Raw genomic sequence first — 13,812 nt, 5'->3', positions numbered from 1 at the left:
GGTCCGGTGTTAGCATGGCCCATGCTGATGAAATCCGGAACACCCATGAGCCACACCGAACAGCTCGACGACGGAGAAGGCACCCCCGTCTCGGTCAAGATCCGCGAGCGTCTCAAGGCCGCGCGCCACCGCTTCCATTCCAACGACAACATCGCCGAGTTCATCCAGCCCGGCGAGCTGGAGCTGCTGCTGGACGAGGTCACGGCCAAGATGCAGGGCGTGCTGGACGCCATGGTCATTGACACGGCCAACGACCACAACACCGAGGACACCGCCCGCCGCGTGGCCAAGATGTACCTCCGCGAGGTGTTCGCCGGTCGCTACGTCAAGGGCCCGACGGTCACCGAGTTTCCCAATGCGGAGCACCTCAACGAGCTGATGATCGTCGGCCCGATCACGGTGCGCAGTGCGTGCTCACATCACTTCTGCCCGGTGATCGGCAAGATCTGGATCGGCGTGATGCCCAACGAGCACACCAACGTGATCGGACTGTCCAAGTACGCCCGCCTGGCCGAATGGATCATGGGGCGTCCCCAGATCCAGGAGGAGGCCGTGGTGCAGCTGGCCGACCTGATCCAGGAGAAAACCCAGCCCGATGGCCTGGCCATCGTCATGGAGGCCAGCCACTACTGCATGGCCTGGCGCGGTGTGAAGGACATGGACAGCAAGATGATCAATTCGGTCATGCGCGGTGTGTTCCTCAAGGACGCCAACCTGCGCCGTGAGTTCCTTTCCCTGATTCCTCGCAAAGCCTGATCCACCATGCTGGTCCGTCTGCTCTACGTCAGCCGCGCAGTCGACAAGGACTGCTCCAAGTCCGCCATCGAGTCCATCCTGGAGGTCTCGCGCGCCCACAACCTGCACAACGGCATCACGGGTGTGCTGTGCTACGGCGGTGGCGTGTTCCTTCAGGCCATCGAAGGCGGGCGCGATTCGGTCAACCGCCTCTACAACCACATCGTCGAGGACAAGCGCCACAGCGATGTGGTTCTGCTGCACTACGAAGAGATCAGCGAGCGCCGGTTCGGTGGCTGGACCATGGGTCAGGTCAACCTGTCCAAGCTCAACACTTCCATCGTGCTGAAATACTCCGAGCGGCCCGAGTTCGACCCTTACAGCGTCTCGGGCAAGGTCTCCCTGGCCCTGCTGGAGGAGCTCATGGCCACGGCGTCGATCATCGGCCGCGCCTGAGGCTCCGGTATTGCGTTTCCATGCCTGGCCTTGGTTTGGCATGGGTCTCTGCCCCATCGAATTCTGAGCCGCCTTGACCACCCTGCTGGGATGTGATTTCAGCAGCGCGCCCTCGCGCCGCAAGGCCATCGTGCATGCGGTGGGCCATGTGGATCGTGGCAGGGTGGTTCTGCAGCGCCAGGACCGCTTCGAGTCCCTGGACGACTGGGCCGCCTGGCTGGCCGACGATGCCCACCTGCCCTGGGTGGGGGGATTCGATTTGCCGTTCGGATTGCCGCGAGAGCTTGTCGAACACCTGGGCTGGCCGACCAGCTGGGTGGACTGTATCCGCCACTACGCCAGCCTTTCCCGGCAGGACATCCGGGATGCCTTTGCGGCCTTCTGCCACCAGCGCCCCATCGGTGGCAAATTTGCCCACCGCGCCACCGACGGACCGGCCGGTTCCAGTCCGAGCATGAAATGGGTCAATCCGCCGGTGGCCTTCATGCTCCACGCGGGTGTGCCCAGGCTGCTCGGTGCGGGCGCGGAATTCCCCGGGCTGGCGACCGGAGATCCACGACGCATTGCGCTGGAGGCTTATCCGGGCTTGCTCGCCCGATCGGTACTGGGGGCCACGAGCTACAAGAGCGATGAGGTCCGGCGCCAGACCGCCGATCGCCTGATTGCCCGGCGAACGCTCATTCATGCCCTGGAGAACGGGGATCCGCCGCTCATGCGCGACGCTGGCTTGCGGCTGAGGCTCACCCACAGCCAGCGTGATGCCCTGGCCGACGATGCCAGCGGCGACAGTCTGGATGCCGTGCTGTGCCTGATTCAGGCGGCCTGGGCCTGGCAACTGCACGAGAGGGGCGACGAGCACTGGGGGTTGCCGGCTTTCGATCCGCTGGAAGGCTGGATCCTGGGTGCCTGAGCGGCCTGTGTTGGCCCATCGAGCCCATTTCGCCCAGAACTGACCTGCATCAAGGTCAGGACAGGCCGGGTTGAGGGACACTCGCGCGTCCAGCCAACTGGCTGGGTTGATGCACCGCCGCCACCATGTCCATCCTATCCCGCCGCGCCGTGTCCGCTTCCGACGTCGCTTCCACCACCGCCCATCGGCCTTATGAGGACGTCCAGGCGCTGCTGACCGGGACACTCTTCGTGGCCCTGGGTGTGGTGTTGTTCCGCCACGCCGGCTTGTTCACCGGCGGCACGGCCGGTCTGGCGTTCCTGCTGCACTACACGACCGGGTGGAGCTTCGGCCTGCTGTTTTTCCTCGTGAATATGCCCTTTTACTGGCTGGCCTGGCGCCGCATGGGCCCCGTTTTCACGGCCAAGACCTTTGCCTCGGTGGCGCTGCTGGCCTTGCTGTCCGAGTTGGTACCGGCCTGGATCGATATCGCTGCACTGAACACCGGCTTTGCAGCCATTGCCGGCGGCCTGCTGACCGGTGCCGGCATGCTCATGCTGTTCCGCCACCGGGCCAGCCTGGGGGGCTTCAATGTGCTGGTGCTGTGGCTTCAGGAGCGCTATGGCTGGCGCGCCGGACACATCCAGATGGTCATGGACTGCGCCATTGTCCTTGTGGCGCTGGTGGTGGTCGGTGGAGCACAGGTCCTTTGGTCCGTGGTGGGGGCCGTGGTGCTGAACCTGTCCCTGGCGATCAATCACCGGCCAGGCCGCTACATGGCGGTCTGATCCCCCGAACAGGGTCGAGTGGCCGCTCAGGGCGTGGCAGACTCGGTGCATGTCCTTTCCTGATTTTTCGACGCTGGCTTGGTGGCGTGCCATCGCCACGGCGCTCATTGTTGCCCTCGTGGGTTCGTATGCCCAGGCGCGGGGTGGGGATGTGCCCCAGGAGTTTCTCGCGCGCGTGGTCCATGTCCACGATGGTGACACCTTGTGGGTCGAGCCGGAGGAGGGCGGGCCCAGGATCAAGCTGCGCCTGGATGGGGTCGATGCGCCGGAAATCTGCCAGGCTGGTGGTGAAGCCTCACGCGATGCGCTGGCGCGCCACCTGCAGGACCAACCCGTGCAGGTGCGGACCCGCCATCTCGATCGCTATGGCCGCCCCCTGGCACGACTCAAGGTGGAAGAGGGTGATGTGGGTGCCTGGCTGGTTCGTGAAGGTCATGCGTGGTCCTACCGTTACCAGAACAGCTCCGGCCCCTATGCCATGGAGGAACTGCTGGCGCGCGCCTTGCGCCGTGGCCTGTTTGCTCAACCTTCGGAAGAGCCGCGCGACTTCCGTCGCCGGCACGGGCCTTGTCCTCAGCGCTGACCGGTGCCGCGTTGCGCGCAGACGGGGCAATGGATCTGACGGGGCAGGTCCAGGCTGTGAAAGGCCAGATCCCTGCCGTCGATCATCAACAGCCGTCCGGTCATTCTTGAACCGATGCCGGACAGGATTTTGAGCGCTTCCGCGGCCTGCATCGTGCCGACGATGCCCACGAGCGGTGCAAAGACGCCCATCGTTGCGCAGCGGGCCTCCTCCACCGCCGTTTCCGGGGGAAAGACGCAGGCGTAGCAGGGGGACGCGGCATCGCGGGGGTCGTACACGCTGAGCTGGCCATCCATGCGAATGGCCGCACCGGACACCAGGGGTTTGGCGTGACGGAAACACAGGCGGTTGATCAGGTGCCGGGTGGTGAAGTTGTCGGTGCAGTCGATCACCACGTCGGCTGAAGGCACCAGATGATCAAGCAGGGCCTCGTCGGCCCGCTGCCGGATGGCCGTGATCACCGGGTCCGGGTTGATGGCCGTGATGGCCTCCCGGATCGATTCGGCTTTGGGGTGACCCACCCGGGCGAGGTTGTGGGCGATCTGCCGCTGCAGATTGGTGGCGTCCACTTCGTCATGGTCCACCACCGTGATGCGTCCCACGCCGGCACTGCCCAGGTACAAGCCCACCGGAGAACCCAGTCCGCCAGCACCGATGACCAGCGCGTGCGACGCCAGCAGGCGTTCCTGCCCTTCGACGCCCAGCTCGTTGAGCAGGATGTGGCGCGAGTAGCGCAGCAGCTGGGTATCGTCCATGGCAGTGGGCACTGCCCGGTGTTGGCCGGACAGCGCGTGGCTCAGTCTTCCTTCTTCTCGTCAGGGCGGGCGGTGAGCGTCTTGCTGACCACCACCGGTTTGCCCTTGAGCTGGTTGAGGGCCTGTTGCAGCTGGAAGTCCTTCTCGCTGCCCAGTTCAGGCACCAGACGCTGCCCCGGGTTCTTGCGGGCCTCTTCTTCCAGGCGCTTGCGGGCCTGCTCGCGTTCCTGCTCGCGCTGCTGTTCGGCCGCACGCTCGGCGTCGGTCAGCGGCTTGTCGACCCCGTTCTTGTCGTTGCCATTGCCGTTCCCGTTGCCCAGGTGCTTCTGCAGGTCCGATTCCCGCGTGCGCAGGGCAGCAAACACGTTGCCTTCCGGTGTTTCGTCCACCATCACGTCCGGGATGATGCCGCGGGCCTGGATGGTCTGGCCGCTGGGGGTGTAGTAGCGGGCAGTGGTGAGCTTCAGACCCGTGTCCGGACCCAGCGGGCGCACCGTCTGGACCGATCCCTTGCCAAAGGTCTGACTGCCCATGATCGTGGCCCGCTTGTGGTCCTGCAGCGCGCCGGCCACGATTTCGCTGGCGGACGCCGATCCCTCGTTCACCAGCACCACCAGTGGCACGGTCTTGAGGGCACCCCGTGTCGCCTCGGTCAGTCGCTTGATCGGATCGGTGCCTCCGCGGCGCAGATAGTGCTGCGGGATGGTCTTGTAGACAAACTTGCTCTCTTCCAGTTGTCCATTGGTCGAGACCACCGTGACGTTCTCGGGCAGGAAGGCGGCCGACAGGGCCACCGCGGCATCCAGCAGTCCACCCGGGTCATTGCGCAGGTCCAGGACCAGGCCCTTGAGCTTGGGCTCGGCCTTGTAGATCTCCTCGACCTTGCGGGCGAAGTCTTCGACCGTGCGCTCCTGGAACTGGGACACGCGCACCCATCCGTAGCCCGGTTCGACCACGCGGGACTTGACGCTTTGCGTCTTGATCTCCTCGCGGGTGATGGTCACCGAGAAGGTGCGGTTCTCATCCTTGCGGAACACCGTGAGCAGCACCTTGGTGCGGGGTTCACCGCGCATGCGTTTGACGGCATCGTTGATGGTCAGGCCCTTGACCATGGTGTCATCGATCTTGGTGATGAGGTCACCCGACTTCAGGCCGGCCCGGAAGGCGGGGGAGTCCTCGATCGGGGACACCACCTTGACCAGACCATCCTCCATCGTGATCTCGATACCAACGCCCACGAAGCGGCCGGTGGTGCCTTCACGGAATTCCTTGAAGGACTTCTTGTCGAAGTACTGGGAGTGCGGGTCCAGGCTGGACACCATGCCCGAGATGGCTTCGGAGATGAGCTTTTTCTCATCCACGGGCTCGACATAGTCGCTCTTGACCATCCCGAAGACGGCCGCCAACTGTTGCAGCTCCTCCAGGGGGAGTGGTGCCAGCGAGCCGCGGGCCACCGCCTGCAGCTGGACCGTGGTCAAGGCGCCGGCCACGGCGCCGACGGCGACCCAGCCCGCGATGCGGAATTTCTGACTGACTTGCTTACCCATCCCGAGGACCCCAATCCATAACCGGCAGTTTGCTCACAGCCCTGCCATCAGGCCAATATACACCTTGGACAACAAAGCCCGGGATCGGTTCCGCAATCCCGGGTATCGTGATCGACCAAGCGCGGTGTCAGGCCTTTTTTCCCTGGGCTGCCACGGCGGCGGCGGCCTTGGCGGCGGCCTCTGCATCGCCCAGGTAGTAGCTGCGGATGGGCTTGAGCTCGGCATCGAGTTCATAGACCAGGGGAATACCGTTGGGAATGTTCAGGTTCACGATGTCCTGATCGGAAATGCCGTCCAGGTACTTGACCAGCGCACGGATGGAGTTGCCGTGGGCGGCGACGACCACCCGCTTGCCGCCCTTGATGGCGGGCGCCAGGGCCTCGTTCCAGAACGGGATCACGCGGGCGACGGTGTCCTTGAGGCACTCCGTCAGGGGCACATCCGACGGGTTGAGCTTTTCGTAGCGACGGTCGCCACGCTCGCAGCGCGGGTCGGTCGGCTCCAGTGCTGGTGGCGGGGTGTCGTAGCTGCGGCGCCAGACCAGCACCTGCTCGTCACCATACTGCTTGGCCATGTCGGCCTTGTTCAGGCCCTGCAGGGCGCCGTAGTGCCGTTCGTTGAGGCGCCAGCTCTTGACCACCGGCAGCCAGGTCAGGTTCATGGCGTCCAGCACATACCAGAGCGTGTGGATGGCACGCTTGAGCACGCTGGTGTAGGCGATGTCGAAGTCGTAGCCCTCGGCCTTGAGCAGCTGTCCGGCCGACATTGCCTGGGAGACGCCGGTGGGGGTCAGGTCGACATCGGTCCAGCCGGTGAAGCGGTTTTCGAGGTTCCAGGTGGATTCACCGTGGCGGATGAGGACGAGCTTGTACATGGGTAGGCGGTCGGTTTGGAAGGGTGATGGGGCGGGAAAGCGGGGTCTGCATGGACCACCGCCCACGCATGCCAGCCCGACATTCTAAAATCTCCGCCTCAACGACTAAGGTGACCCTGTGAGCTTCTTTCTTGACAACTGGACCCTGTTTGCCATCGCCATCGCTTCCGGTGGCATGCTGCTATGGCCTGCCCTGGGGGGTGCCGCCCGTGGCGGTGGCCTCAACCCGAACGAAGTGGTGCAGCTCATGAACCGTGAGAAGGCGCAGGTGATCGACGTGTGCTCTGCCGACGAATTCGCCGCTGGCCACGTGGTGGGCGCCCGTCACATTCCGCTGGACGAGCTCGAATCCCGCCTGCCGCAGGTGGTCAAGAACAAGGCACTGCCCGTGGTGATGGTCTGCGCTTCTGGTGCACGTTCGGGCCGGGCGGTGGCCGTGGCTCGCAAGCTGGGTTACGACAAGGCCCAATCCCTGGCCGGCGGCATGGGTGCCTGGCGCGCGGCGAGCCTGCCGGTTGAAAAAGCCTGACCATCGGCATCGAAGGAGACCTCATGGCCCACGTAAAGATTTTCTCCAGTGACTTCTGCCCCTATTGCAGCCGGGCCAAGTCCTTGCTGCGCGAGCGCGGTGTGCACGACTTCGAAGAGATCGTTGTCGATGGGAAGCCGGAGGTGCGAGCCCGCATGACCGAAATCACCGGACGCACCAGCGTCCCTCAGATCTTCATCGGGGACCAGCATGTCGGTGGCTGCGATGACCTACACGCGCTGGACGCCCGGGGCGGACTGGTTCCGCTGCTGCAGGCCTGAGTGACAGGCGCGCCCGGCCGCTCTTGCCGGGCTGACATAATTGCCCCTTGTGCCCGCTGCGGGAACGTCTTTCCCCGGCGGGTTTTTGCTTGCCAACCACCGAGAGTCATCCATGGCCGACCAAGATCCCGTTTTCCAGATCCAGCGCATCTACATGAAAGAGTCTTCGCTGGAGCAACCCAATTCCCCGGCCATCCTGCTGGAACAGGAGCAGCCGTCGGTCGACATCCAGCTGGGCGTGGAAGCGCAGCCGGCGGCCGACGGTGTCTATGAGATCGCCGTGACCGCCACCGTGCACACCAAGATCAAGGACAAGACCGTGTTCCTGGTCGAGGTCAAGCAGGCGGGCATCTTCGAAATCCGCAACCTGCCGGAAGACCAGATGGGTCCCATCATGGGCATCGCCTGCCCGCAGATCGTGTATCCCTATCTGCGTGGCAACGTGGCCGACCTGATCCAGCGCGGCGGTTTCCCGCCCGTGCACCTGGCCGAAATCAACTTCCAGGCCATGTACGAGCAGCAACAGGCCCAGCAGGCGGCCGACGCACCGAAGATCGTCACCCAGTAAGTCGCCTGGTCATGCGCATTGCTGTCCTGGGGGCAGGTGCCTGGGGAACGGCGCTGGCCATCAGCGCCGCGCGTCGGCAAGGCTCGTCCGTGGTGCTTTGGGCCAGGGACCACGAGCAGGCTGCTGCCATGCAGCAAGCCCGTGAAAACCGGCGCTACCTGGCCGGACTGCCTTTTCCCGCCCCTCTGCAAGTGGTCTCTGGTTCTCTGGGGACGGTCGTTGCCGGCGACCAGGCGCCGGACCTGGTTGTCATCGGGTCTCCCATGGCGGCTTTGCGGGGCATGCTCGCCACGTTGCGCGATGTCCGTGTGCCGGTGGCCTGGCTTTGCAAGGGTTTCGAAGCCCCTCAGGCGGACGGCACCGGGGGGCTTCTGGGCCATGAAATCCGTGCTCAGGTGGCACCGGGTTTGCTGGCGGGCGTGCTCAGCGGCCCCAGCTTTGCGCAGGAAGTCGCTCGCGGCCAGCCCACGGCACTGGTGGCCGCCAGTGAGCACGAAGTGGTGCGCGAGGCGCTGGTGGCGGCCTTCCACAGCCCCAGTCTGCGCGTGTATGCCAACGACGATATCGTCGGTGTCGAGGTCGGTGGTGCCGTCAAGAACGTGCTGGCGATTGCCACTGGCCTGTGCGACGGGCTGGACCTGGGCCTGAACGCCCGCGCCGCGCTGGTGACCCGGGGCCTGGCCGAAATGACCCGGCTGGGGTTGGCGCTGGGCGCCCGGGCCGATACCTTCATGGGGCTGTCCGGTCTGGGCGATCTGGTGCTCACCGCCACGGGTGACCTCTCGCGCAATCGCCGCGTGGGGCAACTGCTGGCCCAGGGCCTGAGCCTGCAGCAGGCCATCGACTCGCTCGGACACGTCGCCGAAGGCGTCTACAGTGCCCGCACCGTCGTGCAGCGCGCCCGTGCCCTCGGGGTTGAAATGCCAATCAGCGAAGGCGTGGTGGCCTTGCTGGAGGGCAAGCTGGCGCCGGCCCAAGCGGTCGCTACGCTCATGGGTCGCGACCCCAAGGTGGAAGCCCTGTAGGCTTCAGATCTCGAAGTTGTCGATCAGGCGGGTCTTGCCCAGCCGGGCGGCACCCAGGACCACCAGCGATTGGCCGGTGACCGCGTCGGCAGCATCGGGCAACTGCAGGTCGATACGGCGACGCACCGTCAGGTAGTCGGGCTGCCAGCCGCGAGCCGTCAGGGCCTGGAGGGCGCGCTGTTCCAGCCCGGCCTGATGATCGGGCAGCGAGCTGCCGGCCGCCAGCGCGTCCCGTGCCAGGTCACGCAGGGCCAGTGACAGCTGCACGGCTTCGGCCCGCTCGCTCTCGCTCAGATACCCGTTGCGGGAGCTCAGCGCCAGACCGTCGGCTGCGCGTTCGGTTTCGGTGCTGACCACCGTCACCGGCAGGGCAAACTGGTCGACCATGCGGCGGATGATCATCTGCTGCTGGTAGTCCTTCTTGCCGAACACCGCGTAGCGGGGGCCCTTGGCCTCGGCAAACACGCACTGGAACAGCTTCATCACCACCGTGCAGACGCCGGTGAAAAACCCCGGCCGGAAGTGACCTTCCAGAATGTCGGCCAACTCCGCGGGTGGATGGACCTTGAAGCCCTGGGGCTGCGGATACAGGTCTTTCTCTGACGGTGCGAACACGATGTCGCAGCCGGCCGGCGCCAGCTTGGCGCAGTCGGCCTCCAGGGTGCGCGGGTAGGTATCGAAGTCCTCGTGAGGGGCAAACTGGAGCCGGTTCACGAAAATGCTGGCGACGGTCACGTCCCCCAGGGGCTTGGCGGTGCGCACCAGGTTCAGGTGACCGTCGTGCAGGTTGCCCATGGTGGGCACGAAGGCGGGCGACTCGAAGGGAGCCAGGGCCGCACGCAGGTCGGCAATGGTGTGGACGATTTTCATGTGTTGGTTACCAGGCGTGGAGGCTGTCGTCCGGGAATGTGCCGTCCTTGACGGCGCGAACGTAGGCTTCCATGGCGCCACGCACGCTGGTGGCGCCCTCCATGAAGTTGCGGACGAATTTGGGGTTCTTTCCCAGGTTGATCCCCAGCATGTCGTGCATGACCAGCACCTGCCCGGCAGTGCCCTTGCCGGCGCCGATGCCGATCGTGTGGCAACTGTGCAGCTGGTGGGTGATGTCGGTGGCCAGGGCGGCGGGCACCATCTCCAGCACCAGCATCGCCGCACCGGCATGCTGCAACTCAATCGCCTGACGCTTGAGTTGTTCGCCTGCGTCATGGCCCCGGCCCTGGACCCGATAGCCCCCGAGGGAGTGCACCGTCTGCGGGGTCAGCCCCAGGTGGGCGCAGACCGGGATGCCGCGTTCGACCAGGAAACGCACGGTGTCGGTGGTCCAGCCGCCGCCTTCGAGCTTGACCATGTGCGCACCGGCCTGCATCAGCACCGTGGCGCTGCGCAGTGCCTGCTCGGGGCTCTCGTGGTAGCTGCCGAAGGGCAGATCCCCGATGACCCAGGCCGTGGCCTGGACCCGCTGCAGGCCACGCACCACGCACTCGGTGTGGTGGCGCATCGTCTCCAGCGTCACGCCGACCGTGCTGGCCAGGCCCTGGCAGACCATGCCCAGCGAATCGCCGACCAGGATGCACTCGACCCCTGCCGCGTCGGCCACGGCGGCAAAGGTGGCGTCGTAGGCCGTCAGCATGGTGATCTTCTCGCCGCGTTCGCGCATCTCAGCCAAGCGTGGCAGGCTGACGGGCTTGCGCTGCGGCAGGGGAGAGGCCGCCGGCAGGGTACCGTACGGCGTGGCGTTGTTCGAGCTGGTCGTGGTTGCGTTCATCGTCATCCCCTTGCGAGGTGAAAAGATGGGGCGCACTATAGACGATGTGGGGATCTCACTGGCGTTATGCTCGGAGCCCATGAAGCACTTCTCCGATTTCTCGGCCGACGATCTGGCCGATCTGGCCCGTTCGGACGTGTCCCGGGCACTGGCCGAAGACGTGGGCGGCGGCGACCTGACCGCTGCCCTGGTGGATGCCGGTCGACCGGCGCGTGCCCGCATCCTGGCGCGTGAATCCGCGGTCATCTGCGGGCGCCCCTGGGTGGAGGCTGCGGTCCTGGCCTGTGACCCGCAGGCGCGCCTGACCTGGCATGTGGGCGAAGGCGAGCATTGCTCGCCCGACCAGGTGGTCCTGCACATCGAGGGCAGGGCGCAGGCCCTGCTCACAGCCGAGCGCACGGCGCTGAACTTCCTGCAGCTGCTCTCGGCGGTGGCGACCAAGACCGCCACGTTTGTGGAGACGGTCAAAGGTACCCGGGCGGCCATCGTGGACACCCGCAAGACCTTGCCCGGCCTGCGCCTGGCCCAGAAGTACGCGGTGAAGACCGGTGGTGGTGTCAACCACCGCATCGGTCTGTACGACGCTGTGCTGATCAAGGAAAACCACATCGCGGCTGCCGGTGGCGTTGCGCCTGTGCTGCAGCGGGTCAGGGACACGGCGCCACAGGCCCGGTTCGTCGAGATCGAGGTCGAGACGCTGGCCCAGCTGGATGAGGCCCTGGCCTGCGGGGCGACCATGATCCTGCTGGACAACATGGACATCCCGACCCTCCACGAGGCCGTGCGGCGCAACGCCGGCCGTGCGATCCTGGAGATTTCGGGGGGTGTGAACCTGCAGACGGTGCGGGCCCTTGCAGAAACCGGCGTCGACCGCATTTCCATCGGAGGCCTGACCAAGGATGTCAAGGCCGTTGATTTCTCCATGCGATTCGAGTCGCTCTGAGGACACTCCGCCATGAATACCGCCACCGCCGACGGCGTCATCGACGTCGAATACGAACAGCCGGCCTGTCCGACCAAACACGCCTGGGCGCGGGTACCGAAAGAGCCGTCGCCCGACGAGCGGGTGGCGCTGAAGTCGCGCATCCGCCAACTGCTCAAGGAACGCAACGCCGTCATGGTGTCGCACTACTACGTGCACCCGGATCTGCAGGACTTGGCCGTCGAGACCGGTGGCATCGTCAGCGATTCGCTGGAGATGGCGCGTTTTGGCCGGGACCACCCGGCGCAGACCCTGGTGGTTTCCGGGGTGCGCTTCATGGGCGAAACTGCCAAGATCCTGAGCCCCGAAAAAACGGTGCTGATGCCCGATCTGGACGCAAACTGCTCGCTCGATTTGGGTTGCCCGATCGATGCCTTCAGCGCTTTCTGCGACCAGCATCCGGACCGCACCGTGGTGGTCTACGCCAACACCAGCGCTGCCGTGAAGGCCCGGTCCGACTGGCTGGTCACTTCCAGCTGCGCGCTGGACATCGTGCGGGCGCTCAAGGACAAGGGGCACAAGATCCTGTGGGCGCCGGACAAGCACCTGGGCGCCTACATCCAGCGCGAAACCGGTGCCGACATGCTGATGTGGACCGGTTCGTGCATCGTGCACGACGAGTTCAAGGCCATCGAACTGGAGCTGCTCAAGAAGGAGCACCCGGGCGCCAAGGTGCTGGTTCACCCCGAAAGCCCGGCCGATGTGGTCGCGCTGGCCGATGCGGTGGGGTCGACCTCGGGCATCCTGAAGGCGGCGCGTGAGATGGATGCCCGCGAATTCATCGTGGCCACCGACAACGGCATGATGCACATGCTGCGACAGCAGAACCCGGACAAGGTGTTCATCGAGGCACCGACCGCTGGCAACAGCGCCACCTGCAAGAGTTGTGCGCATTGCCCCTGGATGGCGATGAACGGCCTGGCCGGCGTGGCGCGGGTGCTGGAGACGGGTGCCAACCAGATCCATGTCGATCCGGCGCTGATTGACCGTGCCCGCCTGCCGATCGACCGCATGCTGGCCTTCACGGCTGCACACAAGGCCGGTCAGGATGCCGGCGCCCTGGTGCCGAACATCGGGGCCGCCTGATGCGCTCGGGTGCTTCTCGGCCATGAAAAAACCCGCCAGCGGCGGGTTTTTTCATGGGGTCTGGGCTGAGATCAGGTCGGAACCTTCTTGAGCATTTCCAGGCCGACCTTGCCGTCGGCGATCTCGCGCAGGGCGGTGACCGCTGGCTTGTTCTTGCTCTCGATCTTGGGCGCGTGACCCTGGCTCAGCATGCGGGCACGGTAGGTCGCAGCCAGCACCAGCTGAAAGCGGTTGGGGATCTTCTCCAGGCAATCTTCGACGGTGATGCGTGCCATAGCGTTCTCGGGTGGGCTTCGGGCGGGAAGCGGATTCAATGGATGTTGAGCGCTTCAAACGTATCGCTGCGGGCGTTACGCTGGGCAACGTACTTCAGACGTTGCGCGTGGACGATGGCCTTGAGGTCGAACAAGGCGCGCTCGAATAACTCGTTGATTATAACGAAATCGAACTCCCGGGCATGCACCATTTCCAGGGCGGCGTTCTTCAGCCGGAGTTCGATGGTATCGGCGCTGTCTTCGTTGCGGCGCTCCAGGCGGGAGCGGAGCTCCTCCCAGCTGGGCGGCAGGATGAACACCAGCACCGCGTTGGGGAAGATACGTTTGACCTGGAGGGCGCCCTGGTAGTCGATCTCCAGCACCACGTCCGCGCCTTGCTGCATGCGCTGTTCGATCGCGTGCTTGGAGGTGCCATAGCGGTTGCCGTGCACATGAGCCCACTCCAGGAACGCATCCTGGGCGACCATCTGGTCAAAGGTCTCGTGGCTGACGAAGTAGTACTCGCGGCCATGCACCTCCTGGCCTCGGGGTGCCCGTGTGGTGTGTGACACCGAGGGAGAGACACGCTTGTCCAGCTCCATCAAGGCCTTGACCAGACTGGATTTGCCAGCCCCGCTGGGGGCGGCGACGACGAACAGGTTGCCGGGGTATTCCATCTGCCGAGTTTACCGAAA

General features: G+C 65.2%; 18 protein-coding genes. 11 read left to right on the top strand and 7 right to left on the bottom strand.

Going from position 1 to position 13,812, the window contains the following annotated elements; all coding sequences use genetic code 11:
• The first annotated feature begins 45 nt into the window (after positions 1-45).
• The 5 genes from folE (at position 46) to ACFQNJ_RS08945 (ending at position 3,451) form a co-directional block, all read left to right on the top strand.
• Positions 46-756: a GTP cyclohydrolase I gene (gene folE, locus ACFQNJ_RS08965; protein WP_382256243.1), complete on the top strand. Its 711-nt coding sequence runs from the start codon at positions 46-48 to the stop codon at positions 754-756.
• Positions 757-762: 6 nt separating this feature from the next.
• Positions 763-1,191 (top strand): BLUF domain-containing protein, encoded by a 429-nt coding sequence (locus ACFQNJ_RS08960; protein ID WP_374642208.1) that lies wholly within the window; start codon positions 763-765, stop codon positions 1,189-1,191.
• A 73-nt stretch (positions 1,192-1,264) separates the two neighbouring features.
• A complete protein-coding gene (locus ACFQNJ_RS08955; RefSeq protein ID WP_382256240.1) occupies positions 1,265-2,101 on the top strand; it encodes a DUF429 domain-containing protein in 837 nt (278 codons plus the stop codon).
• A gap of 125 nt (positions 2,102-2,226) precedes the next feature.
• Positions 2,227-2,868: a YitT family protein gene (locus ACFQNJ_RS08950; RefSeq protein WP_382256237.1), complete on the top strand. Its 642-nt coding sequence runs from the start codon at positions 2,227-2,229 to the stop codon at positions 2,866-2,868.
• A gap of 49 nt (positions 2,869-2,917) precedes the next feature.
• Positions 2,918-3,451 (top strand): thermonuclease family protein, encoded by a 534-nt coding sequence (locus ACFQNJ_RS08945; RefSeq protein ID WP_382256234.1) that lies wholly within the window; start codon positions 2,918-2,920, stop codon positions 3,449-3,451.
• Here the strand turns inward: ACFQNJ_RS08945 and ACFQNJ_RS08940 are convergent.
• The 3 genes from ACFQNJ_RS08940 to gpmA all read right to left on the bottom strand — a co-directional run bounded on the left by ACFQNJ_RS08940 (position 3,442) and on the right by gpmA (position 6,627).
• A complete protein-coding gene (locus tag ACFQNJ_RS08940) occupies positions 3,442-4,206 on the bottom strand; it encodes a HesA/MoeB/ThiF family protein (RefSeq protein WP_382256231.1) in 765 nt (254 codons plus the stop codon). The two genes, ACFQNJ_RS08945 and ACFQNJ_RS08940, sit on opposite strands and share 10 nt — an antisense overlap.
• A 41-nt stretch (positions 4,207-4,247) precedes the next feature.
• Positions 4,248-5,753 (bottom strand): S41 family peptidase, encoded by a 1,506-nt coding sequence (locus ACFQNJ_RS08935; RefSeq protein WP_374642217.1) that lies wholly within the window; start codon positions 5,751-5,753, stop codon positions 4,248-4,250.
• A 127-nt stretch (positions 5,754-5,880) separates the two neighbouring features.
• On the bottom strand, positions 5,881-6,627 hold the full coding sequence (gene gpmA / locus ACFQNJ_RS08930; RefSeq protein ID WP_382256228.1) for a 2,3-diphosphoglycerate-dependent phosphoglycerate mutase: 747 nt from the start codon (positions 6,625-6,627) through the stop codon (positions 5,881-5,883).
• 118 nt (positions 6,628-6,745) lie between these two features.
• On the opposite strand from gpmA, the gene ACFQNJ_RS08925 reads away from it, so the two are divergent.
• The 4 genes from ACFQNJ_RS08925 (at position 6,746) to ACFQNJ_RS08910 (ending at position 9,030) form a co-directional block, all read left to right on the top strand.
• On the top strand, positions 6,746-7,156 hold the full coding sequence (locus ACFQNJ_RS08925; RefSeq protein ID WP_382256225.1) for a rhodanese-like domain-containing protein: 411 nt from the start codon (positions 6,746-6,748) through the stop codon (positions 7,154-7,156).
• 23 nt (positions 7,157-7,179) lie between these two features.
• A complete protein-coding gene (gene grxC / locus ACFQNJ_RS08920; RefSeq protein WP_382256222.1) occupies positions 7,180-7,437 on the top strand; it encodes a glutaredoxin 3 in 258 nt (85 codons plus the stop codon).
• A 112-nt stretch (positions 7,438-7,549) separates the two neighbouring features.
• Complete coding sequence (gene secB, locus ACFQNJ_RS08915; protein WP_374642225.1) at positions 7,550-8,005, top strand: protein-export chaperone SecB; 456 nt, start codon at positions 7,550-7,552, stop codon at positions 8,003-8,005.
• Positions 8,006-8,016: 11 nt separating this feature from the next.
• A complete protein-coding gene (locus tag ACFQNJ_RS08910) occupies positions 8,017-9,030 on the top strand; it encodes an NAD(P)H-dependent glycerol-3-phosphate dehydrogenase (RefSeq protein WP_374642227.1) in 1,014 nt (337 codons plus the stop codon).
• Positions 9,031-9,033: 3 nt separating this feature from the next.
• On the opposite strand, the gene panC is transcribed toward ACFQNJ_RS08910, so the two are convergent.
• Entirely contained in the window at positions 9,034-9,900 is an 867-nt protein-coding gene (gene panC / locus ACFQNJ_RS08905; protein ID WP_374642229.1) for a pantoate--beta-alanine ligase, read from the bottom strand.
• Between the two features lie 7 nt (positions 9,901-9,907).
• Complete coding sequence (gene panB / locus ACFQNJ_RS08900; protein ID WP_382256217.1) at positions 9,908-10,795, bottom strand: 3-methyl-2-oxobutanoate hydroxymethyltransferase; 888 nt, start codon at positions 10,793-10,795, stop codon at positions 9,908-9,910.
• Between the two features lie 79 nt (positions 10,796-10,874).
• On the opposite strand from panB, the gene nadC reads away from it, so the two are divergent.
• A complete protein-coding gene (gene nadC / locus ACFQNJ_RS08895; RefSeq protein WP_382256214.1) occupies positions 10,875-11,738 on the top strand; it encodes a carboxylating nicotinate-nucleotide diphosphorylase in 864 nt (287 codons plus the stop codon).
• A 12-nt stretch (positions 11,739-11,750) separates the two neighbouring features.
• The gene (nadA, locus tag ACFQNJ_RS08890; protein WP_382256212.1) at positions 11,751-12,863 is read left to right on the top strand and encodes a quinolinate synthase NadA; all 1,113 of its coding nucleotides are present in this window, start codon (positions 11,751-11,753) and stop codon (positions 12,861-12,863) included.
• 71 nt (positions 12,864-12,934) lie between these two features.
• On the opposite strand, the gene rpoZ is transcribed toward nadA, so the two are convergent.
• Together rpoZ and gmk are read right to left on the bottom strand one after the other, a co-directional pair.
• Entirely contained in the window at positions 12,935-13,138 is a 204-nt protein-coding gene (gene rpoZ, locus ACFQNJ_RS08885) for a DNA-directed RNA polymerase subunit omega (protein WP_234266845.1), read from the bottom strand.
• Between the two features lie 35 nt (positions 13,139-13,173).
• The gene (gene gmk, locus ACFQNJ_RS08880; RefSeq protein ID WP_374642237.1) at positions 13,174-13,794 is read right to left on the bottom strand and encodes a guanylate kinase; all 621 of its coding nucleotides are present in this window, start codon (positions 13,792-13,794) and stop codon (positions 13,174-13,176) included.
• Positions 13,795-13,812: the final 18 nt, after the last annotated feature.

The organism is Hydrogenophaga bisanensis (assembly GCF_042665135.1).
Lineage (GTDB): Bacteria > Pseudomonadota > Gammaproteobacteria > Burkholderiales > Burkholderiaceae_C > Hydrogenophaga > Hydrogenophaga bisanensis.
Note: the sequence above shows the minus strand (reverse complement) of the source record. Positions and strands in the feature narration are given on the sequence as shown.

Bases quoted from the DNA above. Each gene is read 5' to 3' on its own strand.
- folE (WP_382256243.1), top strand. From the start codon at position 46: ATGAGCCACACCGAACAGCTCGACGACGGAGAAGGCACCCCCGTCTCG.
- ACFQNJ_RS08960 (WP_374642208.1), top strand. From the start codon at position 763: ATGCTGGTCCGTCTGCTCTACGTCAGCCGCGCAGTCGACAAGGACTGC.
- ACFQNJ_RS08950 (WP_382256237.1), top strand. From the start codon at position 2,227: ATGTCCATCCTATCCCGCCGCGCCGTGTCCGCTTCCGACGTCGCTTCC.
- ACFQNJ_RS08945 (WP_382256234.1), top strand. From the start codon at position 2,918: ATGTCCTTTCCTGATTTTTCGACGCTGGCTTGGTGGCGTGCCATCGCC.
- ACFQNJ_RS08940 (WP_382256231.1), bottom strand. From the start codon at position 4,206: ATGGACGATACCCAGCTGCTGCGCTACTCGCGCCACATCCTGCTCAAC.
- ACFQNJ_RS08935 (WP_374642217.1), bottom strand. From the start codon at position 5,753: ATGGGTAAGCAAGTCAGTCAGAAATTCCGCATCGCGGGCTGGGTCGCC.
- gpmA (WP_382256228.1), bottom strand. From the start codon at position 6,627: ATGTACAAGCTCGTCCTCATCCGCCACGGTGAATCCACCTGGAACCTC.
- grxC (WP_382256222.1), top strand. From the start codon at position 7,180: ATGGCCCACGTAAAGATTTTCTCCAGTGACTTCTGCCCCTATTGCAGC.
- secB (WP_374642225.1), top strand. From the start codon at position 7,550: ATGGCCGACCAAGATCCCGTTTTCCAGATCCAGCGCATCTACATGAAA.
- ACFQNJ_RS08910 (WP_374642227.1), top strand. From the start codon at position 8,017: ATGCGCATTGCTGTCCTGGGGGCAGGTGCCTGGGGAACGGCGCTGGCC.
- panC (WP_374642229.1), bottom strand. From the start codon at position 9,900: ATGAAAATCGTCCACACCATTGCCGACCTGCGTGCGGCCCTGGCTCCC.
- panB (WP_382256217.1), bottom strand. From the start codon at position 10,795: ATGAACGCAACCACGACCAGCTCGAACAACGCCACGCCGTACGGTACC.
- nadC (WP_382256214.1), top strand. From the start codon at position 10,875: ATGAAGCACTTCTCCGATTTCTCGGCCGACGATCTGGCCGATCTGGCC.
- nadA (WP_382256212.1), top strand. From the start codon at position 11,751: ATGAATACCGCCACCGCCGACGGCGTCATCGACGTCGAATACGAACAG.
- rpoZ (WP_234266845.1), bottom strand. From the start codon at position 13,138: ATGGCACGCATCACCGTCGAAGATTGCCTGGAGAAGATCCCCAACCGC.
- gmk (WP_374642237.1), bottom strand. From the start codon at position 13,794: ATGGAATACCCCGGCAACCTGTTCGTCGTCGCCGCCCCCAGCGGGGCT.